23 protein-coding genes are annotated in these 20,838 nt (G+C 39.7%); 3 read left to right on the top strand and 20 right to left on the bottom strand.

The window, feature by feature from the left end; translation table 11 throughout:
• Positions 1-26: 26 nt before the first annotated feature.
• From FHX64_RS01990 to FHX64_RS01980, 3 genes are all read right to left on the bottom strand, one after another.
• Positions 27-779 carry a DUF169 domain-containing protein gene (locus FHX64_RS01990; RefSeq protein WP_183412173.1) on the bottom strand — a complete coding sequence of 251 codons (753 nt, stop codon included), beginning with the start codon at positions 777-779 and terminating at the stop codon, positions 27-29.
• 52 nt (positions 780-831) lie between these two features.
• Positions 832-1,458, bottom strand: a complete 627-nt coding sequence (locus FHX64_RS01985) for a cytidylate kinase-like family protein (RefSeq protein WP_183413498.1) — start codon at positions 1,456-1,458, stop codon at positions 832-834.
• 174 nt (positions 1,459-1,632) lie between these two features.
• Positions 1,633-2,412 carry a LuxR C-terminal-related transcriptional regulator gene (locus FHX64_RS01980; RefSeq protein WP_183412172.1) on the bottom strand — a complete coding sequence of 260 codons (780 nt, stop codon included), beginning with the start codon at positions 2,410-2,412 and terminating at the stop codon, positions 1,633-1,635.
• A gap of 137 nt (positions 2,413-2,549) precedes the next feature.
• On the opposite strand from FHX64_RS01980, the gene FHX64_RS01975 reads away from it, so the two are divergent.
• The 3 genes from FHX64_RS01975 to FHX64_RS01965 all read left to right on the top strand — a co-directional run bounded on the left by FHX64_RS01975 (position 2,550) and on the right by FHX64_RS01965 (position 4,783).
• Positions 2,550-2,714, top strand: a complete 165-nt coding sequence (locus tag FHX64_RS01975) for a hypothetical protein (RefSeq protein ID WP_183412171.1) — start codon at positions 2,550-2,552, stop codon at positions 2,712-2,714.
• 91 nt (positions 2,715-2,805) lie between these two features.
• Positions 2,806-3,681 (top strand): SDR family NAD(P)-dependent oxidoreductase, encoded by an 876-nt coding sequence (locus FHX64_RS01970; RefSeq protein WP_183412170.1) that lies wholly within the window; start codon positions 2,806-2,808, stop codon positions 3,679-3,681.
• 202 nt (positions 3,682-3,883) lie between these two features.
• Complete coding sequence (locus FHX64_RS01965; RefSeq protein ID WP_183412169.1) at positions 3,884-4,783, top strand: tetratricopeptide repeat protein; 900 nt, start codon at positions 3,884-3,886, stop codon at positions 4,781-4,783.
• A gap of 150 nt (positions 4,784-4,933) precedes the next feature.
• Here the strand turns inward: FHX64_RS01965 and FHX64_RS01960 are convergent, their stop codons facing one another.
• From FHX64_RS01960 to FHX64_RS01880, 17 genes are all read right to left on the bottom strand, one after another.
• Positions 4,934-5,263 carry a rhodanese-like domain-containing protein gene (locus FHX64_RS01960; RefSeq protein ID WP_183412168.1) on the bottom strand — a complete coding sequence of 110 codons (330 nt, stop codon included), beginning with the start codon at positions 5,261-5,263 and terminating at the stop codon, positions 4,934-4,936.
• Between the two features lie 432 nt (positions 5,264-5,695).
• Positions 5,696-6,958: a DUF4153 domain-containing protein gene (locus FHX64_RS01955; RefSeq protein WP_221202119.1), complete on the bottom strand. Its 1,263-nt coding sequence runs from the start codon at positions 6,956-6,958 to the stop codon at positions 5,696-5,698.
• A 262-nt stretch (positions 6,959-7,220) separates the two neighbouring features.
• Entirely contained in the window at positions 7,221-7,640 is a 420-nt protein-coding gene (locus FHX64_RS01950) for a DUF3788 family protein (RefSeq protein WP_183412167.1), read from the bottom strand.
• A gap of 136 nt (positions 7,641-7,776) precedes the next feature.
• Positions 7,777-8,466, bottom strand: coding sequence for a DUF1295 domain-containing protein (locus FHX64_RS01945; protein ID WP_183412166.1), 690 nt, complete (start codon positions 8,464-8,466; stop codon positions 7,777-7,779).
• A 203-nt stretch (positions 8,467-8,669) separates the two neighbouring features.
• A complete protein-coding gene (locus FHX64_RS01940; RefSeq protein WP_281370792.1) occupies positions 8,670-9,191 on the bottom strand; it encodes a contractile injection system tape measure protein in 522 nt (173 codons plus the stop codon).
• A 392-nt stretch (positions 9,192-9,583) separates the two neighbouring features.
• Positions 9,584-10,309: an SDR family oxidoreductase gene (locus tag FHX64_RS01935; protein ID WP_221202117.1), complete on the bottom strand. Its 726-nt coding sequence runs from the start codon at positions 10,307-10,309 to the stop codon at positions 9,584-9,586.
• 126 nt (positions 10,310-10,435) lie between these two features.
• Positions 10,436-11,698, bottom strand: a complete 1,263-nt coding sequence (gene ltrA / locus FHX64_RS01930; protein WP_183412164.1) for a group II intron reverse transcriptase/maturase — start codon at positions 11,696-11,698, stop codon at positions 10,436-10,438.
• 680 nt (positions 11,699-12,378) lie between these two features.
• Positions 12,379-13,362, bottom strand: a complete 984-nt coding sequence (locus FHX64_RS01925; RefSeq protein ID WP_183412163.1) for a GTP pyrophosphokinase — start codon at positions 13,360-13,362, stop codon at positions 12,379-12,381.
• A 204-nt stretch (positions 13,363-13,566) separates the two neighbouring features.
• Complete coding sequence (locus FHX64_RS01920; protein ID WP_484502634.1) at positions 13,567-13,941, bottom strand: transposase; 375 nt, start codon at positions 13,939-13,941, stop codon at positions 13,567-13,569.
• A gap of 68 nt (positions 13,942-14,009) precedes the next feature.
• The gene (locus FHX64_RS01915; protein WP_183411863.1) at positions 14,010-15,209 is read right to left on the bottom strand and encodes an IS4 family transposase; all 1,200 of its coding nucleotides are present in this window, start codon (positions 15,207-15,209) and stop codon (positions 14,010-14,012) included.
• A 193-nt stretch (positions 15,210-15,402) separates the two neighbouring features.
• A complete protein-coding gene (locus tag FHX64_RS01910; RefSeq protein ID WP_183412161.1) occupies positions 15,403-15,729 on the bottom strand; it encodes a hypothetical protein in 327 nt (108 codons plus the stop codon).
• Positions 15,723-16,430 (bottom strand): transposase, encoded by a 708-nt coding sequence (locus FHX64_RS01905; RefSeq protein ID WP_183412160.1) that lies wholly within the window; start codon positions 16,428-16,430, stop codon positions 15,723-15,725. The genes FHX64_RS01910 and FHX64_RS01905 overlap by 7 nt, the downstream gene beginning before the upstream one ends.
• A 317-nt stretch (positions 16,431-16,747) precedes the next feature.
• Positions 16,748-17,998: an IS4 family transposase gene (locus FHX64_RS01900; protein WP_183412159.1), complete on the bottom strand. Its 1,251-nt coding sequence runs from the start codon at positions 17,996-17,998 to the stop codon at positions 16,748-16,750.
• A gap of 221 nt (positions 17,999-18,219) precedes the next feature.
• A complete protein-coding gene (locus FHX64_RS01895) occupies positions 18,220-18,768 on the bottom strand; it encodes a hypothetical protein (RefSeq protein ID WP_183412158.1) in 549 nt (182 codons plus the stop codon).
• Positions 18,769-18,976: 208 nt separating this feature from the next.
• Complete coding sequence (locus tag FHX64_RS01890) at positions 18,977-19,414, bottom strand: hypothetical protein (protein WP_183412157.1); 438 nt, start codon at positions 19,412-19,414, stop codon at positions 18,977-18,979.
• A 1-nt stretch (position 19,415) separates the two neighbouring features.
• A complete protein-coding gene (locus FHX64_RS01885; protein ID WP_183412156.1) occupies positions 19,416-19,673 on the bottom strand; it encodes a hypothetical protein in 258 nt (85 codons plus the stop codon).
• Positions 19,674-19,763: 90 nt separating this feature from the next.
• The gene (locus FHX64_RS01880) at positions 19,764-20,777 is read right to left on the bottom strand and encodes an FRG domain-containing protein (RefSeq protein ID WP_183412155.1); all 1,014 of its coding nucleotides are present in this window, start codon (positions 20,775-20,777) and stop codon (positions 19,764-19,766) included.
• Positions 20,778-20,838 lie beyond the last annotated feature (61 nt).

Here is a 20,838-nt window from a genome sequence, read left to right as displayed (position 1 = left end):
CTGCTCCATCTGCACGCTTCAATGCATTATCTGTTGATCCGCTTCTGGAGGGTTTGCCACGTGCCGGTAATCAGAAAGCTCTCCTCCATATACTCCACCATCTTTTTGAATTTCACCATGGGAACAGCAAAAGAAAGAATATCCTGCGAAACGCAAGGTCGTGCAGAAGGATCGAACATCCCGATAACCGCCCTTGGGCGTTCAGCATCTTTTTCGAGATAAGGATAGTAAACGATCGTGCTACATCCCGAACCAAACGGTGCAATGGAGCTGTTTGGTTCTGTTTGGTCGAAGTTGGCCAGGGTAAACAAGCCGGATAACACATCAGGCCGGGCAAAGAAAATTACCACTGCAGGGTCGTCGTATTCCTGAAGCTTATCCCAGCGTTTAAAGATAATATAGTGATCTTTGGCATCTTGTATTGCCTTTTGTTGTTTCTGAATTTCCTGCACCATTTCAGGTGTTCGGATATACCTTTCCCCTTCCATCTCTCCCGGAATGCCACATGACAGGAAGTACTCGAAATTGGGACGGATTTTGTCAGCAAAACCCAAAAACCGTTTTGCACCGCCACACACAATGTTGTCCGCATCATAAGCAAGTGATGCTCCTTTGCGTACCTGTGCCAACTCGCAGATAATGCAGCTTCTTCCTTTTTTGGGGGGCAAATGAATGGCATCATGCAGTTCCTTATGGTAATAGAAAACAATGGGAAGTTCGGCCAAACCGAAATATTTCTCCCATAAAGACAGAAAAGTCTCTTTCAAGTGCATGTCCATGGGTTAGTCTTTTAGATGGTTACCTGTACGGGCTGTAAGGTCATCCGGAGGCTTATTGCTTAAACTTTACATAATCCAATATCAGTTCCACAGCATTGTCAACACCTATTTTCCCGGTATTAATCGCAAGATCGTAGTTGCAAATATCCGACCATTTTTTGCCGGTAAACGTATTGATATAGAGTGCTCTTTCTTTATCGCTCTGCAGGATCATTTCTTCGGCTTCCTTGTCGGATATCTCATATATTTGCTGAATCCGTTGCACTCTGAAGCTTTTATCCCCGTATAAAAAGATGCTGACGCGGTTACTGTATTCGCGCAGGATATGAAATCCACACCGGCCTATAATGACTGCCGAGTGCTCTTTGGCAATGTGCCGGATAATTTCTGTTTCTGTTTCATAAAGTTCGCGCGATGTTGGGTCCATCACATCCGAAGGAATATATTTATCGGAAGAAAATGCGCTGAATTGTAAAAAAGAATGCCAAATGGACTGTAATTTTTCATCACGTGAAGCCAGGTGCGACTCTTCCATCGAAAACTTATTCGCTGCTTTGTTGATTATTTCATTATCAGCATAATACATATCCAGCTTCTTTGCCAATTGTTGACCGATATAAGCTCCGCCACTCCCCAACTGACGGCTGATGGTTATAACGAAAGGATTATCATGTCCCATATACATATCTCCTTATATTATTTGGTTAATAGGCTTTCTCCGTAATGATGCTAATCATAACCGTTATGTTTTTCGTGAATATTAGTTATGATTTCGCACAAATATATCTATATTTCTTTATAATTCATCAGGCAATCGTCTCTTTTTGCATACTTTTTCCCATTTGTTTGCAAGTTATTGCAACAACCCGAGTTGCGAAGCATAATGGACGGCTTCGATGGAATTTGAGGCTCCCAGTTTCTCCAAAATATGTTGACGGTGGGTGTTAACGGTGTGAACGCTGATGAAAAGTTTTTCGGAAATTTCTTTGCTCAGCAATCCATCACGGATCAGAAACAGGATTTCCTGTTCACGCTTTGTCAGGGTCAAAGGCATATCCGGAGAAACTGCCCCGGAATAAGGCAATACAAAGCGTCCTGTTTTATAGTTCAGCAACTGATACCTGACGCCACGGTATTCATCCTGGTCGGGAGCAACATCCATCATCGACATGGCAAGCCATATATTTCCGCGGGGATCAAGCTCCAGAGGCTGGTGTTGCTCAATCACCCTCATATAATGGCCGGCTTGGTTCAAAATGCGGTATTCATTGATCAGCTTATAGTCCATACGTTCGGACAGTGGCAAAGCAAACACAAAATTCAGAAGAAAAATTCCATTGCGGGTCAACGTCATATAATCATCCGGATGAATGCGGGAATTGATGTAATCGTTCCCCTTTTGTTCCATCAGCTCCGGATCGTAACCAAACAACATCTCCATGTTATATGACCAGAACAAATGTTGTTTCCGGTATAAATCGAACACAGTCACTCCGCTGTTGCCCAGTTGTGCCAATTGTTGCAGCTGAGCCTTATGTTTTTCGGGGATGGTATAATCCAGCTCGCTTTCCACAAAGTGCTGTTGTGCCAAAAGATCGGCGTAAGCCTTATTGAGCTGTTCGGTTGTTTCCATAGCAGGAGATGAATCGGTATTTCATGAGTGACTGACCCCTAAAAATAATGATTAATCAGTATTGTAACGCGGCAGGTTGTTCTGTTTCTTTGTAATGCAAATGTAGGAAACGAAAATGGAAAACGGGTACATGCTGAATGATGAAACAGAAGGAAATTAAAGAAGATGCATTCAATGGACAATGGACAGTTGACCATGAGAACATGAAGAAATTAATTTACAAAAAGTTACGGGAAGATGAGAAGATAGCAACTTCAAAGCAGGCAGTAGATACTACTCCCAAAATTCCCATAACAGATTGACTCTCGACCTGCTGTTTATTGTTTGTCTTTAGGCCTCCGGCTTTCGACATGAGACCTATTCCACTTTTGACCTGTTGCTGACTCATAACTTATGAAAACTTCTTTTCAACAAACTATTCTTGTCACAGGCACATCCTCCGGCATCGGACGGGCTGTAGCTGTTCACCTTGCCCGGGAGGGCTACACTGTACTGGCCTCGGTACGGAACTCTCATGATGCAGAAGCATTGCAACAGTTGGGGATCACCCGGCTTATCCCGTTGCATCCGCTCGATCTGACACTTCCGGAACAAATAAAAACCATAACCGGAGAAATAAAAACCCGGGTGGAGCAAAAAGTGATTCCACCGCTCTATGCAGTGATCCACATAGCCGGAGGAGGCCAGATAGCTCCTATCGAGTTAATGGATATCAACGGCTTCAGGAATGAGCTGGAAACCCGGCTTGTCGGACCTGTTTCGTTATTGCAGAAGCTCCTTCCCCTCCTGCGTCAGACACGTGGAAAAGTGCTGTGGATTGCAACGCCTGGGTTATTACCGGTTCCTTATGTTGCCGATATTCATGCGCCTGATTTTGCCGTGAATTATCTGGCGCGGACCTTGAACATCGAACTTCAGCCCGATGGAATTAAAAATATCCTTGTGCGTTGTGGCGGCATTGACACGCCATCGCCTGAGCGATCCGAAACCCATTTGAACAACATGCTGAAGCGTTGGCCCGACGAAAGGTTACGTATCTACAAAGCACGGCTGATAAATTTACAAAACGGATTGAAATCGTTCAATAGCAGAAGGACAGCTCCCGAAGAGGTAGCCAGTACCGTGATGCATATCCTGAAGGCAAAACACCCCAGGGGAAGATACCCGGTGGGATACATGTCGAAAGCAGGAGCCCTGTTTGAAATGTTGCCCCAGTCGTGGGTCGATGCCATTTTCAGTCTCAGGGAAAGGAAAGGGTCGGCACGGTGATCCTTATATATGAACGGATTGCATTCATGATTCATCCCGGTTATTAGAGAAAGGCAAATGGAGGAATTGTCACTTCCTTACCTTTTGATCTTCTTCATCTTTCGCAATCCTGTTTGCAAATGTCGCTGTAACTTTCTATCTTTGATTCCTATTATCAGCGCTTTGAAAGTATGTTGTGCCTTTATTGACCTAATTCCTATTCATGATGAAAAAGACAAAATTTCACCTACCCATTTTTAGTGTTTTTGTTATCGGCTTAATGTTGTTAAGCTCAAACCTGGGTGCTCAGGAACAGGAGACCTTAAAAACCTATGTTTACCAGCCAAAAACGTTGAGTAGTATGGACCAGGCGCTGGAAACCATAAGCCATATTCTGAATGATAAATGTGTTTCCATTACAGACACAGCGAAGAACAGCAAAAAATTTAAATACAAAAAGGCAATTGTGACCAAAGACGGAATAGAGCTTCAGATGAAATCAGGGATAAAAATGATCTATTTCTCAAAGCTGTTTGGCGAGGGCGACATTACCCTTGTGAGGCTTTACCACCTGGTGACGGATGCAAAAACAGGAGAAAAATACAGAGATTATTATAATGACTATATCAAGGGAATAAAAAACTTCTATTTTTATAAAATGCATTCCGGATTTGGAGTAACCATGCCTGATCCGGGCTATTATCCAAGCTGTAACGCAGAATTGGCCGATGCGCTGTTTACGATAGAAAAGGCAATGAACAGCCAAAACCAACAATCGAGGCTTGAGGCTTTTAAACAGGTAGCAGAACAATACCGGGCTCTAAAAACGAAACCGGTTCAGACTGAGGAACAGCGGAAATATGTGGTTCAGGCAACCTTTTTTGCTCAACAGAAAAAATTCCCTCAAGCCATCGAGCTCTATAAAAAGGCATTATTCGTTGATTCCACCGCGTTTCCCATAGTCTATTATGATTTGGCCAACATTTATGCTGAAACGCAAAGTTACAGTGCGGCCATATTTTACATGAAGGAATATTTAATGCTTGTTCCGGATGCTTCCGGTGCCCGTGCAGCTCAGGATAAGATTTATGAATGGGAAGCTATCGTAAACCCGCCACAATAGCGCTTCTTTTTTTTGACAGAACCCGGTTTCAACAGTTCCGCCGGATGACACGTTTTGCATTTCAATGCGCTGCCTTGCCAGGGAGTTACTACCCTTATGCAATTCCCTATAGCCTTACTCCTTTTGCACCCCGTAGGCGATATCGGCACCTCACTCCTCCCATCGTACAGGAAGTCCCTGCTCCATCCAGTCGCGGATGCCGCCTTTCATGTTAAAGACATTATTAAAGTTCTGGTTCATCAGAAAACGAGTCATGCTGAGGCTTCTGTTCCCGCTGTGGCACCCTACAATAATCTCCTTGTCAGTAGGCAGTTCCGAATGTCTCAGAGATAACTCACTCACAGGTATCACGATTTGATTTTCTACGTCGAAGGCAAGCATTTCAATTTCTTCCAATTCACGAATATCGAGCAATATAGCGCCATTTTTTATCTTTTCGTGGGCGGTTGCCACACTGACTTCCATTATTTCCTGATTCATTTTGTTTACATCTGGTGAATACGAGATTGTTCTGGCTAAGCATCAAAGTAAACAGCAAAATCTTTTTTTTTCATACATCTAAACAAGGTAATCTTCCTTTTTTGCCGGAACAAATCTCTATGCTGATTTTGGCTGCAAAGGTAGCTATTAACAAAACAGGTTGGTTATTCTATTTTGTTATCTGCAACAACTTTTGGTTGCGGGACAAATGGCCGCCAGCGATATGCTCAAATTGTGTACAGATTTTTTTGTCTTCCAGGGGTTGTAATCAGGTGACAGTATGGAGTATAGCGATTGGTAATCCATGCCTGCAAAACCGAGGCCCGGTTTACTCGTTTCCTGACACACCTGATTGAATAGGCTCTCGTTTCATACAGCTCCGTCACCGTTTAGTTTCAACCTATCATATGCAGTAGCGGGTATGCATCGTTCCTATTGCATTCCGAATATAAAGGGGAAGCCGAAGGTGACAAAGATTGCCCAAACCATGTATAGGGGTAAATATCTTGCAGTGGTCAACGCAACCGTCTGAATCCCTTTCCCTTTGAATCCAACTTTATACAAATCAAACATGATCAAAACAAGGTTTCCCAAAATCAGGAGATTTGAACCTAACACAGCCGTCCGGTTTGGCGTAAGGCCAAATTCTCCTAACCGGTACAGGATAGCAGATAAGGCAACCAAATCCACGATCAACGTTATGACTGACAGGGCAAACAGTGTCAGTTCGTTAAATCTTTGCTTTTTATGAACGGATGTCTCTGAAACGGAGAACACAATGATGGCCATTACGCCTAAGAGCATAAGGTTGAACACAATCAGGAAGTCCCGGTCGTTATATGGATCTTTCCCTGTTATGGCAATAGTGACCAGGTAGATGACCAGCGTAATCAGCACCAAGGGACTGAAAATGCCGGCAATGATGGGGGCAATCCTGTTGGTTACCGAAGGAAAGTTCTTTACGATATAGGTTGCCACAATCGGTGACACAACCAATCCGGAAATTACAATATAATTGAAATAGAAATGCTCAATATGCAGGTCAATGGCTGAGAACAACCGGATTGTTACGCCTGCTAAGATGCCTCCGGCAATGAAGATGATCGCAGTAAGGATAGCTATATCTCCGTTGTATTTGATGTACTCAATCCGTTTCAGTTTGTCTTTCGTGTCAAAGTCTATAAAAATCAGGCCGTACAAGCACCATAAAAAGATAGGCTGATGGATATAGGCCAAATTGATCACATCGCTGTTTCTCTCCGATGGCAATAAATTGATGTAAGTAGCAGAAAGAAGAAAGACGGCAAAGGAAATGACCAGGTGTTTATATTGCACCTGATTTTTAGTCAGGAAGGTATAGACCGACAATCCAAACAGGATTATGATGCCAACATTTCTTTCGTAGTAAGTGTAGTCGTGCTGGTTATGATCAAACAACTGAGGTATTTCAGCTAAAAACGCGGTTATCAAACAGATAATTATCAGGAAATAAACATCTGTTTTTTGAACTCCCGGTTTCGATTCGCCATGAGCATCCGGTTCAAGCCTGGCTTTCCAGAAACCAGCCATTTGGGAATCGGCAATCCCGGGATAAATCGCAAAGAATGCCTTTTCGAAATTCTTTTTATCTGCCCGGTACAATTTCTCAAGCTGTTCCGGATTGTCAATATTTGCTTTGATTTTTGTTTCCATCATGACAGGTTTGTTTGTAGGTTCACCACACTCCGGGTTTGCCGGTCCTGTTGCCTGAGCAACTGTCTGAATCCCAATTTACCCGGACTAAAGGATTCAGCAGCAAAGATAAGGTATCGTTTGGAATTCCGGTTTTTCTGATGCATCTGCTGAGTACGGGTGCAGTCATTGTGTCATGCCTTATACGGAAAGATTCGCGCGGTGGTGGCAGTGTGCAACTTTCACGCAGTTACAAAAGGCGCTACACAACATGATCCGTATTGTTTTAATTCATAAGTTTAATACGAATCATCTCCAATATGTTATCCAAATCAGCATCCGTTCTCGCTTCTATCCGGATAGTCTGTCCTTCAGCATATTTTTTTGCCTCAGATAGATCCTTTTTTATGGAATCAGGTAAGTTGCTATTAAAAATAAGAGCAGCCGCCTTGTCGCCAAAAGTAAATACTGTCTCGAAATAATTAGGGCAAGGAACAATAAATAAAACGTTTCGTGTTTTTGCTCCCATTTTTAAGATCCAACCTGATTTCTTATTATAGAAGTGCCACTCAGGGCTACAATCGCCATATTCCCTTTCAATGAAGGCTGCAATTTTATCAAGGTATGGTTTGGTTCCTGACAAATCATAAGCCAACATTGCATCATCCGGCTTAACTGATTTCTCTGTGTATATGCTTGCAGGCATCACTCTATGATTTGAAATTAGATGTATGAAAATGAATTACAGTCCATTTTTCATTTATGGTTGAATAGGCGGCATTGCCACTTTTACGGTGCAACCCTTTTCCTTCTCTGCTTAACCATAGTAGCTTTCGAGCTTTCTAATAAATGAAAGGTATCAGCATCGTGGCCTTTTTAGCATACTCATCATATTGCTTACCATATTTTTCCTTTAAATGCTTGTCCAGTTTCGGTGCATTATAAAACGCAAAAAAACAGAACAGAAAAACAGGAATGGTGATGGCCCAAACATTTTTCGTCACAAGGGCGTAAGCGCTTACCCACAGTATATCTCCGAAATAGTTGATATGGCGCGAATATTTAAAGAAGCCTTCCGTATATAGCTTCCCTTTATTTTCGGGGTTCTTTTTCCATTTATCCCGTAAAATTTCTCCTCCGCTGTTTAGTAGGCAACCTACCATGAACAGTGCTATTGCAAAATAATCCAGGTCACCGATAGGTTGGGAAAATGGCAAGACGAATAAGGAATATCCAATGAAGTAAAGTGCAAATGCGAAGGGCACGCTTATGCTCTCTTCCCACGGTATTTTTCGCTTGAGCAAAAAAATCATCATATAGGCAAGCCGCAAGAAGATCACGATGTTGAATATGAAAATAATCACTCTTCTTTCCCTGCCTCCGCCAGCATTATGTATATATAGATGGTTTTCAATCCAGTTTCCACCGCTTTGAAACAATATCCAATAAGAGAGCCATAGCAATAGAATCTCTGTCAAATGGATAACTACTTTTTGAGGAATGCTTTTACTTGCTTGTCCGTACAAATCCATCGTTTTACTGTTTTAGGGTTACTTCTTATTTAAGGTATGCCTGCTGCTTATCGGTTACAAAGTTATCCCATTGGGTGTCAAATTCTTCTCCTCGCACTCCGGGTCTGCATGTCACCAGAGCAACTGCCGGGACTACGGTTTAGCAGCATACGCAGAAATGCGATTCATAATGTCAATCGTTCATCACACCGGATGCTTTATATTTATCCCCATTCCACAAAAAAATAATTTGAATTCCAGGGCAGTTTAACAACATGGATGCTCCAGGGCAAAGATATTAATAAAATATCCAATGCCATTCTTTTCACGATTAACTTGTAGCCGGTATCATTTTTTGTAAGCATTGCATTTCGACGCAAAAACACCTCTCTCAAGCCTTCAATACTTACCTTTCCGGCTTGAAGCCAATGCGCCATTAACCGTTCCAGCATTTCTGTGGCCATGTGTTGCTCCTCTGCCGATAGCACCACTTCATTCTGAATAGGATGATCCATGGGCATTCCACAAAAGATTTTGGGAAAAGCCAACTCTGCGTCATTCCTTTCAGTGATCGCTCCTGTGGCAATAAACTGCATCAGCAAAACAGCGCGGAGTGTGGCATCAGCATCTTTAAACTGTCTGCTCTCATTCAAATAGTTGAGATTTGAAAACAACTGTGGCAAAAATGGATGGCATATCATTAAGCCGGCATTTTTACAAAGGTAATTCGAAACATCATTTTCCATCATCATAAATCATTTAGGCACATATAAATCAGGTTATTGTGGACGGTGTTTATTTGCTGTCCTCACCGATGCCCTATACAAATGTGGTGAGTAACTTTTCAAAGCAGTAATATAATTCAATTTGCGCACGTTTCCATTAACCCGGTTAAGTTTGGCTTTTGAGATTTAACCTTATTTTGGAAGTAACTAAACCTTAGTAGCAATAGATCGTATTAAGATCAGGCAAACCTTATTCCCTTATTACACGAAATGAGCCAGCAACCAGGAGTCAACAAAAGATCTAATGTCGAATGTCAATCTGTTATGGGAATGGAGATGGTTCCTATTGCTTTTTCACTTGAAATAAAAAAGCCGTTTATCCCTGTGACAGTATTACGGTAAATGAATCAGGACTACCACGGAATTTCTCCGGCATCTTCAAAATACCCGCCACTGCTGCCTGTCTCATCTAATAATGCAAGCCTGACAATAACCGTAGAAGCCTCCTGCACCGTTCTGTTCCCTTTACCCCCGTTCATGTCGGTAATGGTATAACCCGGTGCCGCAGCATTGATCTTTATGGGTGTCTCCCTTAATTCTTTTGCAAATTGAATGGTCAATGCATTAACCGCAGCTTTCGAACTGTTATATGCAAGTTGCAGCCTTGTGGCATCGGGACTGCTGCTTCTCGTAAGCGAACCTTGTCCGCTCGAAACATTGACGATTCTGCCTGCAGCAGATTTTTTCAGTAAAGGAAGCAGCGCGGTGGTCACGGCGAAAACACCGAAAAAATTCACTTCGAATGTTTCTCTTAACGTCGCCATGGTAAGTTGGCTTGGCAGCACTCCTTTTTCCAAAAAGATCCCGGCATTGTTAATGAGAATATCCAGGTATCCGTATTTGTCCTCAATGAATCTGACAGCATGATCAATCGTAGCCTGGTTTGTAACATCAAGCACCAATAACTGAGCATCAATACCTTCTTCCATTAAAGATTCCACCGCTTTGTTACCTCGCTCCCCATCCCTTGCTCCAAGAAGTACCCTATACCCTAATTTCCCGAATTGCCTTGCTGTTTCAAAGCCAATCCCTTTGTTTGCCCCTGTTATCAGGACTATTTTACCATGATCCATATGCATAAATTTTTTGTTTTGCTGAATTACCCACAACGGTTCGGCGTCGAGTAGGCAAGGGGAATTTCACTCTAAGCCTCTCACAGAACCGTACGTGATAGTCTCCCATCATACGGCTCTTGTTATACAAATCTATGCTCTATTTAAATAAAATCCAACGCGCCATTGGTAAAACAGATACGGAAATTGCTCCCGGATGCGTTTTAACCAGTCGTAAGCCTTGTTGATACTTGTTTTATAACGCTTATACCTTTTACGTGCCCACTGTACTAGATGTCTGCGTAGTAGCTGAAAGACGGGGTTCAACATCGAAATCCTGAATTTACCGTAGTACCTTATCCATCCCCGTATATACGGATCAAGATATTGCGCCACACCCATTATACTCTTGTGGGTCAGGTGTGGAATGTCTAATTCTCTCATCTTCTCTGCTATACGCTTCTTTGAAGCAATGCTGATTGCACAGTCATAGCCCAGAAAAAGCTGGCCTTTCCCGCCTGCGGCTGTACTCCGGGGCTGAAAACTGTAGCCCAGAAAATCGAATTTCACAACCTCGTGTGAACCTTGTCGCCTGTAATCCTTACAGTAAACAATTTTCGTCTTATCCGGGTGAAGTTCCAAACCTACCGATTGCATCCTTCTGTGCAGATTAGCGAAAACGTAATCTTCCTGTACTTTGCTATTACAGTGAAGAATAGCGTCATCGGCATAACACACATACTTTACTGTAGGATGGGTTTGTTCCAGCCATTTGTCCATGGTATAGTGGAGAAACAAGTTTGCCTGCAATGGGCTGATTACACCGCCTTGTGGTGTGCCTTTGCCGTGCTTTTCAATCAGTTCTCCCGATTTTGTCTGCACCGGTGCTTGCAACCACCGTTTGATATACATTGCGCACCATTGTTCGGGTACATGTTTCTCTATGGCTTTCAGCAACTTTTCATGGTCTATGTTGTCAAAGAACCCTTTGATGTCAAGGTCTATTACCCAATCGGCCGTCCTACAGTTTGTCCGAACCGCTGCTAATGCCTGATGGGCATTTTTGTCGGGTCGGTAACCGTAAGAGTGTGGACTGAATATCTTCTCGAACCTCGGCTCTAAATAATCTTTGACCACCATCTGCCCTACCCTGTCGCTAATAGTTGGTACACCAAGTTTGCGGACTTTCCCGTCTTTCTTGAGTATCTCTACTTCTTTTACAGGCAGGGAAAAATAGCTCCCTGATGCCATCCTGTTCCATAGCTTGTACAGGTGTTTTGACCGGTTTGCATCGTATTCGTCCATACTGACCTGGTCAATCCCTGCGCTTCCATGGTTGGAACGCACTTTCTTGTAAGCAAGCCATACTTGTTCCTTGCTCACCGGTACCGATTTTGTCTCATTCCATAAAGTCATCCTCTTGCGAGTTGTTAAATGTTATGATACTGTATAACTTGCCCCTTTGCTCCATTCCCATTACAGGAACTTCATCACTACTACGGGACAATCCGTCCCTGCACTTTACTTCGGTTTTAAACCTCTGGGGTGTTCCCATTGCGTTGCTCCCTTAACATTAAAGCGCAGGTTCCAGGGTTCCTTAAATAAGCCCGGATATAGTTCTTGCTGCCTGTATGACGCCTCTCGCATGGCCGGTAATCAGATTTCTGCCATACTTCTTCACTCCGTCTCATACTCCGTAGCTTGTGACAGGATGTTCCCACTTCTCGTCACCTCATAGACAATGTACTTGCGTTCAACTCCTATATCCATACCTGTTATACTCATGGTATAACTTTTCCAAATCGCTCAGCACCAAGGCTCTTTACCTTAGCACCATTTGGTGGTTTAATGCCTCCGCCTGAACAGCGACACTGGTGGTTCATCAGCCTGGGGCTATTTCCACCATCTTATTTACAGCATGCAGAACACTACTTCTACCGATGTTCTGCTTCCAGGCGCACCATGAAACGTGGCAGATTGCGTGGCACTTTCCTGTCAAACCGCTACGCAATTTGAGCGGGCTACAAACCTTGAAATTAAGCACTTTGCCTGCCATTACTTATACAAAATGTTGGGCACTGCTATTCATATTCCTGTTAACTCATGCTATTAATTATTTTTGTCTGATGAATTGTCAACAAGGATTCAAATCTGACGGAATCTAACTTGAATAAGCAATACCTGATTTTTGTATATGGATTAAGCCTCTGTTTTATCTTTTGTTCTATTTTATCAGCAAAAGAAAGATGTTTTTCTAATGCATCATTTAATTCTCCCTCAGTGAAATTTTGCTTTAATGAAAGAATCTCATCAACAAATCCATCAACCTTATACTCAATAAAATTATACTCTGGAAAATATTTTAGAACCACAAATAAAAACCTAAAGACATCTATGTTCTTTGTTTTTTCGATTCTACCGCCCTTTTTTATTCTATCATGGATTCTTATTTCTTCTTGGCTTATCTCTTTTTGAATATTAAAAAATTCATCATCTGCTATTTCAAACAATGCTGATAAGCGATTTATTCTTCGTTTTAAATTCTGGGGGATGCTTTTTTTATACTTTATTTTATGGTCAAGAATACTCCATGCATCTTGTATGATTGTCCTTATTTGAAGTTCGAATTGAAGTTTTCGGAATCTCTTATAATCAGGAACGTCATTGAGCCTATTCTTTAGCACTAATTGAAGATGAAGACTTTTATATCCAAATTTATCTTCTGTCTTTTCTAATTGACCTGATTTATCAGTAATATCTACCTCGTGAAAATATTTTTTTAAATCTCTTCTTATTTGATTGACATCATTTGAGTAAAGACAAATTGCTCTAATTCCAATCAAATCTGTAATATATGTCTTTATCTCATAATTGGTTTCTTTAGTATCTATTATTGGCATATATTTTCGTTTAAACTTACTGATACACTCATTTTTATCTTTTACTCTTCCTCTTACTGATTCAACTTTCTGAAAAGAACTAATTAGAGAAACGAAAAAACGAATAGCTTCATCATGAAATTCCGATTGCTTCAAATACCAATCAGTAAAGTCCTCTGTTTTTTTTTCAAAAATATCCATTTGTCTTATATTTATTTCTGTCAATAAAATCATTATGTAAACTTTAATTATGCGGTTGCTTTAGTTGTGCCTAACGAGAGTCTGCGCAAAAACGCCTCTAATTCCCGTTATTATCTGTTTTTATATCATTTCAGGCTTCGATAGCTTTCGTTTGCGGAAGCCAATTTGAAGCCGTTGATTTTCCAATTCATTTTTATTAAGTGCTCAAATAGTCTTTAAACAAGCCCGTTTCGGGTAAAGCAAAGCCATCATTTGCATAATGAATTCTTTCAGGGCATTTATCCCTCCTTCAATCTTCTCCAATCGGCTCAGGTTGTAGCCAATAAACACCAAACCAACCTCACCCAAAACTTTTTTCTTTCCCCGTGTCAACACATAATCAAATCCCCGTTGCCGTTTAAGCGTTCCCCATGGATGCTCGGCCAGGTTCTGTTTTACCCTGCGGTTGTTTTGTTCCATTTCGGCGGAAAACTCACTGCGGTCAATGTTCCGTCCGTTTGTTTTGCTTTTAGTACATTGACCATGCAACCCACATGTTCTGCATTGCCCCGGATTATTATATACGAGTGTTCGGAAGATTGATATATTGCTGTGATAAGCGTTCTTTGATATATATTTTTTTGATTGATACTGATTGCAGTCTTTTTTTAACGGAATACCAGCGATGGATCACCGCCACAAAAACGGACAATCAAGGCTATAATCAATTCATCCAGTTCAATGCCAAATCGTCTTTTGGCTGTTTTATAACCGACATTATTCAATCGCTTGTAAATCAACAACAACATGGATAGAATTAAAGTCATATAGAGAATAATCTTTATTCCGTTTTCATTGGTTGACATAAAGTGGCTGAAGTTCAATTCTTGTTTTATAAAACGGAAGAATACTTCAATATCCCAGCGTTTGCGGTATAAAGCAGTTATATTCTCAGCTGTTTCCCCTTTCAGATTGGTCAGAAACAAGAGGGTTTCTCCATCCTTGTTTTCGGTAGTTATCAGTCTGAAGGTTTCCCTGGTCAATTCTCTGGTTTTTCTATTATTGACCCGAGTATACAGATAAACGATTTCATCTTTAAGTAATTTCAAATCTCCGATTAATCTGTCGCCTTGTTCAAGAACTTCTACACTTTGATACGAAGCACCTGGATTCAAACGGGTAACAAAATCAATAGTATCACTTTGGAGTTCATCGAAAACACTTCGTTTATTGACTCCACGGTCAAATACATAAACCTGTTGCTTGTATTTGTGTGCATGATCTTTTATAACCTGTGGAATAGTAAGGCATTCATTGAGTTGACTTTGATCTAAAAACAGTTCCACATTACAGGGAAGTATGCCCTCAAATGCAACTGTAAACTTGGCTTGTTTTTTTGTAACTTTCTTGTTCCCGATTTTACCAACTCTCATTCCTTGTGACAGACGGGATGAAGTTTCAGCAACCATTGTTGAATCAACCCGGACAAGATTATATTTATCAAGTTCTTGCTGAGAATATAATTGACTAAGCTGATTATAAAAATGCTCGAACAGTTTTTCAAAGAAGCTAACGTCCATTATTGATAATCGCTCCGAGATAGAACTATAACGGACGGTTTTGCTTTGATCCAGATTGAATAAAAATTTAAATTTTACGCTATTAAAGATATCCTCCATTGTACGCAAACTGGTACGATCAGACTCTAATAAGGAATAGAGGATCATGTAAAACATGGAACGTCCATACAAAACCTTTGTGCAATAATCCACGTGGGTATTGGCGGCCAACGTACTTATTTTCTCATCAGGGATAACACTCAACAGTTCTTTTACTGTTATGTTTTTAATTGACTTATTTGGGTGCATCTAAACTCGTTTAATTTCGATGCAAAAATACCAAATAATTATATGTCAAAAACGATGTTATACATATTATTTATCAACAACTTACAGTGAATTATGTTGATAAATCAGGGTTATTTTCCGTTTTTGAAATTCCAGAGATAAAACAGTCTGTTTTTCCCCCTTTATTGCAACTGAAATTACTAATTTTGAATACTTAATAATCTTCCGAACACTCGTAATTATTATACCGCTGAAACTTGTAAGCCGATTTATAACCTTTGCTGCTATGCGCATGCCAGGTTCCGTTGCTTGTGAGCGTTATACCGGCCGGACAGGTGTAACAATCCTTTTCCAGGTCGTAGACAAAAGTAGTTACCGGAAAAATATCCGGATCGTTCGATGCCGGTTCTTTGGGCGATACATAAGTGGTGATATTGTTTTGTTCACATTGCTGTATCTGTTGTCCGGTATGATATCCTTTGTCAGCCAACACATCCATTTTATCTACTTTCAACAGCTCTTTGGCATCTATGACTACCAAGCTAATGCATTGGTATCTTTTACACTGCCGGTTTCAAAATTAGTAATCAACTTGTTTTTGGCATCCACCGATGCCTGTATATTGTACCCTACTACGGTTATTCCCCGTTGCAGCACCACCGACTGCGCATCTTCGCCCGTAGTACTGATCTGGTCTTTACCTGTTTCTTTCAGCTCCGTTTCTATGGCCTGGCATTTTTGCTTCCGGCCTTCCTGTACGGCTATTTTATCCTTCAACGCCGTTTTTTGTTCCTGCGAATCAGCCGCATCCAGTGCATTGGTAAACTCGGCAATGCGACCATCAATATATTCCAGTTGTCGCTCTATCTTTTTCTGGTTGTAATTGTTCTTAAGCGAGTTCTGCGCCCACACCTTAAACGAATCAATGGCAATGGTTTTTCCTTCCACCAATCCTAGTTGCTTGAGCAGGAATACAAACTTACGGAAGATTGCCTGAAACCCTTCAGCGTACTCTTTCCGGAATAAACAAATGGTACGTGCCGAAGGCGTTTGTTCACACAACAACCAGCGCACTTCCAGGTTGAGTTTGGCCTCCCGTTCGAGCTTTCGTGATGAACGTATCCCGTATCTGTAACCGTAAAGATATAATTTCATCAAAACGGCAGGATGATAGGGCGGACGTCCTTCTTCGCAAAGAACTACATGCCGGAACCCAAAACTGGACAGATCAATGCTGTCCACAAAGAAATCAATTACCGCTTTCGGCCTCCACCAGTTGCTTCAGACACATTATCTGTAACTGATTTTGTTCTTCTCCCTGTACGTGTTGCATAACGCTGTAATGTATTGGTTTACTCTGTAAATATACATATTATTTGTCAGATATACAACACTTTAAACCACTTGTTTTACAATAAGCCAAATTTTCTTTCTTCTTCTGTTACAAAACACATCCGCTGATGTTTTTGCGCAGTCTGACGGATGCGCTATGTTTGCGTTGCCGATTGCGGGCTGCTTTCCTGTCGTGCCGCACCACCAATGTCATTAAGTTAAGGCCATCAGAAAGTATTTTTATTGTTTTTCAGCAACTTCGGTTTACCTCTTTTTCTGTATTTGTCAGTATCTCTTTCAAATCTTCTATTTGGTCGTATTGGTATTGTGTGTTTTTTAAACAACGCTTTGAGTTCTGATACTATTTCGTCCATATCCTTTTCCGAGAAAAACAATAAAATTATCCTGTCTTTGAGAAAGCCGTATGATAAATTGCTATTGACTTTGTATTGATATTGATATTGATATTTGGTTGACTCTTTGGCTAATTCATCATTTATGTCTCCAACGATTAAACTCTGAACGTTTGACACAAATAAGGCTGCATAAAAATCCTGCAATATACAATGCTCTGAATAGCCTGAAAAATGTTCTATTTTTATCTTGTTCTTCAATTCATCATAAAATGTTTCTACTCCCCACCTTAAAAAATACAGTTCTTTAAATAAAGAGACTGGATATTTTTTTGAATCAAACAAAGAAGTTATTAGTATTTCTATTTCTCCATCAGGTAGTTCAACCCGAACCAACCGAACTTCTTTGAATGCATTCTTCGAATACGGTTTATCCGACAGTTTTATGTTCTTTCCAGGTTGCATTCGAGCAATAGCTGACTGTAGTCCACTCTGGTAAAATTCCCGGGTGAGGTTACTAAAATCAGCTTTAACCCGAATGAGAAAATCTACTCCTTTTTCAAAATGCTCATAAATCAAATTGAAAGAAGGATAACCTCTATCGTAAATAATCAAGTCGTTAGCTTTTGCAAAAACCAAATGATTCAACGCCAAAACACTCTCTCCAGTTGACAGTGGAGCTAAAACACCATCTATGGCAAACCGATTCAAAACATCGTACAATACCGATATTCTGGCCTGTACCACCCCGGTTTCAGATTGATTTCTGGTCTTACCATAAATGCTTTCTAACTCCTGTGTATCGGGCAAAACCAATCTTGACCCATCAATAGCCAACAACCTAAATCCATTCCAGAGCTTTATCGATGCATCATTGTCTGTATAAAACTCCTCAATCAAACTATCTGAAAGTGACTTAAATACTTCAGGTTTTATTTTTTTTCGATACTGTACAAAAGCACTTTTTGTAATACCATTTATCGAAGCACCAGGCATATTGTACTTTATGAAACTAATAAAGTTAGTTATCTCAACCGAAAGACTTTTAGTGAGAAAATTTATCATAAAGACAATAGCACTATGAAATGATTGCTTCCTGTTTCTTGTAAAATCTGTCTCTAACATTTTGAACTGTAAAACTATTTCTTGCGAAAATACTCTTTTCCTTATCAGTTCCAATATACTTTCCGGCGTTTTTTTTCATGATAATAACTATTTGATTCTGAAACAAATATACAAAAAATAACTCATATACACAAGCGTTTATTGTTGATAATCAGATAATTATATCGCTAACTTAATGACATTGCCCGCGCGGGAGCAGAGGTGTTGGGTGTAGTTGATTATTAATCTGCACTTTCACTTATATCCTTCCATTGATTATCTAAAGGTTCAAAACTCTGAATCAGCTTATACTTGTAAATTCTTCCGCCATTCAGAGAAGAGTAATTAATATAAATCATTCTAGTTAAGTTTCTTTTATCAGCATCTGAACGATTCATTATCTTCTGAAATTCTTCTTGGTCAATGGAGAAATTCCATTCGGAAGTTTCATCTGGGAATCGGACTATATTTTCAATGAGATAAGAGAATAACTTTTCAGTATTATATTTTATCTCAATGTCAACACGAATAATTCTTGCAGGATTATTTTTTACACGAAAAGCAAATCGAGAAGGAATCGCTATAATAGTCTTTCGTTCAGAATCAATAACTCTATAATTAGAAGCCCAGACATAAGGTCGACTACTCTTTATAAATTCTTTTCGAGTCCAATAAAGAGAGACTATTGAAGTTATCAGAGCTATAACTGCAATTAAGATTGGAATCCAATCTTTAAGCCAAGGACTATTTGGCCAATTTTCAATCAATACCTTAGTAGTTTCTGTGTTCATAATTTATATTAATTAAATTTGTCCGAAGTTTTTTTCAATTACCTCCAACATCTATATATCACTGATAAAATCATCCTTTAGCATCCTCTTTTGAGCACAAGTTACAAATCTGTGACAGCGAGGGAATCATTTCTCACAGCACACTCCGTGCAAGCGGAGAAGTTTCACTCTGTCATTGTATATAGCTTATGTTAGCAACAGGACATTTCTATATAGTTATAACTTGGATATACTCGTTATTTTCTTTATAGTTGTCATTCCAAATAAACCTGACTTTCAATGTTGGAGCGTGTCCTTCTGTAAGTAAGAAACTGGTTTCCGTTTTTTCTTGAGGATTCAACATTTCGTAAGGAGTAAATTCTAGACCAATTATGCCAATAGGTTCACTTAGTGTTTCTAATCTAATATTATGAGCAGTAGATTTGCCTGCATTAAAAATTCTTAGAGATCTATTGCCGGCTCCTATTTTAATAATATCTCCCTTAATTTGAGCTTTGTTATTTTCAATATCATCTAATTCAAATCTCTTTAATTGGTAATCATTTAGCCGCTTTTCTTGATTTTTAATTTTTCTATCATGATATAAATAGGTAAAAATAGAACCTATAATTGCAATAATTGAGACTATTAAGCTTGCAGTTTCCATACTATTCTATTCTAATGTTCTTGTTGTTTTTGAATACATCTTTTAAGTGTTCGATAATTTCCTTTTTAGCTGTTTGGCCAATTTGTTGTTTTACTTTTTCTATTGTTTCTTGGTTTAGGCTTAGTAATTCTTCATATCCACCTAAATATTCTCTATTACAGTTAATGCATTTTACATAAGATCTATCTTCATTGAATTCAAAATGAGAATCACTACCACATGTAGCACAAGTAAGTTTCTCTGTGTAATTCGTTTTCATAATAATATGTATTTTATTTTTTCGGATTGTTGCTGCTGGCACAGGTCTGTCACCTATTTCATTCTTTTATTGTTATGTTATTGGCACGAATTACAAATTCTCACTAGCGGGGAGGTCGTCAGGTATATAGCAAAGCCTTGTCGTTGCATAAAGTTTTTCAGTCAGTTTACCTGAGTGAGAAAGTTCCTTTAATTCAGATATATCACTATCAGAATAGTCCCAAATTGAGTTATCTTGTATTTTAAAATTTCTTTCTTCAAGTTTATTTAGAATTCTTTCTTTTGTCATGTCCATATTGAAATTTTCATAAGCTAAATCAAAAGCAAGTCTGGAAAATATATTTGATTTATTGATTTTTGCTGCTTTATCCGCAAAAATATCTTTGGGAAATAAGTCTTCGCCTCCATGAAACATTTTCCAAATTTGTTCAGAAATGATTTTGTCATGCATGAAACGAAACGCAAGAACGCCATCCATTTTATTAAAATCTTTATTATTTGACAGGCTTATACCAAAGGCTCTTTGTTCTCCCGGTCGTTTAAAAACCTGCCAACCAACAGGATGTATTTCAGGTTGATTATCAGTCAATCGTGGTATAAATTCCATTGCTGGGAGAACAAAATAAAGCACTCCTGGGTATTCTGATTTTTCAATCGGAAAATATTTGCCATTGATTTGTCGTGTTACAGCGAAAAAAGCTGCAACTGGTAAATTATTTGTAACATCAAGCATTTCTGTTTTAAATTCATAATGTTGAGCCAAAGCAATGTAATCATAATATATTCCATTATTTAGCTCTTCTTCTATTATTGGATGCTTGGCGGTTACAATCCTAAATTCTTCTATTCTCAATTTTTGAATAAATTGTGTAAGTTTATCTGGCTGTGATCTATAAAATGATGATATACAAGGTTCATGAAATTCATTTTGCCCTCTAAATAAAGGGGCTCCTATAGGCAGAGGATAATAGACAAGTCTTCCATTACCATAATCAATAACTTCAAATGGAGCATTTCCTATATATGTTTGAGTTAAAGTCCAGCCTTGGTTATTAAGATAGTCTACAACCTTATCTATATTTTCAAATATTGTATCGTGTATCATAAGTTATCTTTTTTACACTGCTCCCCGCTGCCACAGATTCGCCCCCTATCTCCACATATTA

It is taken from the genome of Microbacter margulisiae (assembly GCF_014192515.1).
GTDB classification, from domain to species: domain Bacteria; phylum Bacteroidota; class Bacteroidia; order Bacteroidales; family Paludibacteraceae; genus Microbacter; species Microbacter margulisiae.
Note: the sequence above shows the minus strand (reverse complement) of the source record. Positions and strands in the feature narration are given on the sequence as shown.

What these genes read in the sequence shown, in the direction of transcription:
- FHX64_RS01990 (WP_183412173.1), bottom strand. Translation starts at nt 779, where the DNA reads ATGGACATGCACTTGAAAGAGACTTTTCTGTCTTTATGGGAGAAATAT.
- FHX64_RS01900 (WP_183412159.1), bottom strand. Translation starts at nt 17,998, where the DNA reads ATGTTAGAGACAGATTTTACAAGAAACAGGAAGCAATCATTTCATAGT.
- FHX64_RS01975 (WP_183412171.1), top strand. Translation starts at nt 2,550, where the DNA reads ATGATGAAACAGAAGGAAATTAAAGAAGATGCATTCAATGGACAATGG.
- FHX64_RS01945 (WP_183412166.1), bottom strand. Translation starts at nt 8,466, where the DNA reads ATGGATTTGTACGGACAAGCAAGTAAAAGCATTCCTCAAAAAGTAGTT.
- FHX64_RS01980 (WP_183412172.1), bottom strand. Translation starts at nt 2,412, where the DNA reads ATGGAAACAACCGAACAGCTCAATAAGGCTTACGCCGATCTTTTGGCA.
- FHX64_RS01925 (WP_183412163.1), bottom strand. Translation starts at nt 13,362, where the DNA reads ATGGATATTTTTGAAAAAAAAACAGAGGACTTTACTGATTGGTATTTG.
- FHX64_RS01895 (WP_183412158.1), bottom strand. Translation starts at nt 18,768, where the DNA reads ATGAACACAGAAACTACTAAGGTATTGATTGAAAATTGGCCAAATAGT.
- FHX64_RS01965 (WP_183412169.1), top strand. Translation starts at nt 3,884, where the DNA reads ATGATGAAAAAGACAAAATTTCACCTACCCATTTTTAGTGTTTTTGTT.
- FHX64_RS01915 (WP_183411863.1), bottom strand. Translation starts at nt 15,209, where the DNA reads ATGCACCCAAATAAGTCAATTAAAAACATAACAGTAAAAGAACTGTTG.
- FHX64_RS01880 (WP_183412155.1), bottom strand. Translation starts at nt 20,777, where the DNA reads ATGATACACGATACAATATTTGAAAATATAGATAAGGTTGTAGACTAT.
- FHX64_RS01940 (WP_281370792.1), bottom strand. Translation starts at nt 9,191, where the DNA reads ATGGAAAATGATGTTTCGAATTACCTTTGTAAAAATGCCGGCTTAATG.
- FHX64_RS01955 (WP_221202119.1), bottom strand. Translation starts at nt 6,958, where the DNA reads ATGATGGAAACAAAAATCAAAGCAAATATTGACAATCCGGAACAGCTT.
- ltrA (WP_183412164.1), bottom strand. Translation starts at nt 11,698, where the DNA reads ATGACTTTATGGAATGAGACAAAATCGGTACCGGTGAGCAAGGAACAA.
- FHX64_RS01970 (WP_183412170.1), top strand. Translation starts at nt 2,806, where the DNA reads ATGAAAACTTCTTTTCAACAAACTATTCTTGTCACAGGCACATCCTCC.
- FHX64_RS01885 (WP_183412156.1), bottom strand. Translation starts at nt 19,673, where the DNA reads ATGAAAACGAATTACACAGAGAAACTTACTTGTGCTACATGTGGTAGT.
- FHX64_RS01985 (WP_183413498.1), bottom strand. Translation starts at nt 1,458, where the DNA reads ATGGGACATGATAATCCTTTCGTTATAACCATCAGCCGTCAGTTGGGG.
- FHX64_RS01935 (WP_221202117.1), bottom strand. Translation starts at nt 10,309, where the DNA reads ATGCATATGGATCATGGTAAAATAGTCCTGATAACAGGGGCAAACAAA.
- FHX64_RS01950 (WP_183412167.1), bottom strand. Translation starts at nt 7,640, where the DNA reads ATGCCTGCAAGCATATACACAGAGAAATCAGTTAAGCCGGATGATGCA.
- FHX64_RS01890 (WP_183412157.1), bottom strand. Translation starts at nt 19,414, where the DNA reads ATGGAAACTGCAAGCTTAATAGTCTCAATTATTGCAATTATAGGTTCT.
- FHX64_RS01960 (WP_183412168.1), bottom strand. Translation starts at nt 5,263, where the DNA reads ATGAATCAGGAAATAATGGAAGTCAGTGTGGCAACCGCCCACGAAAAG.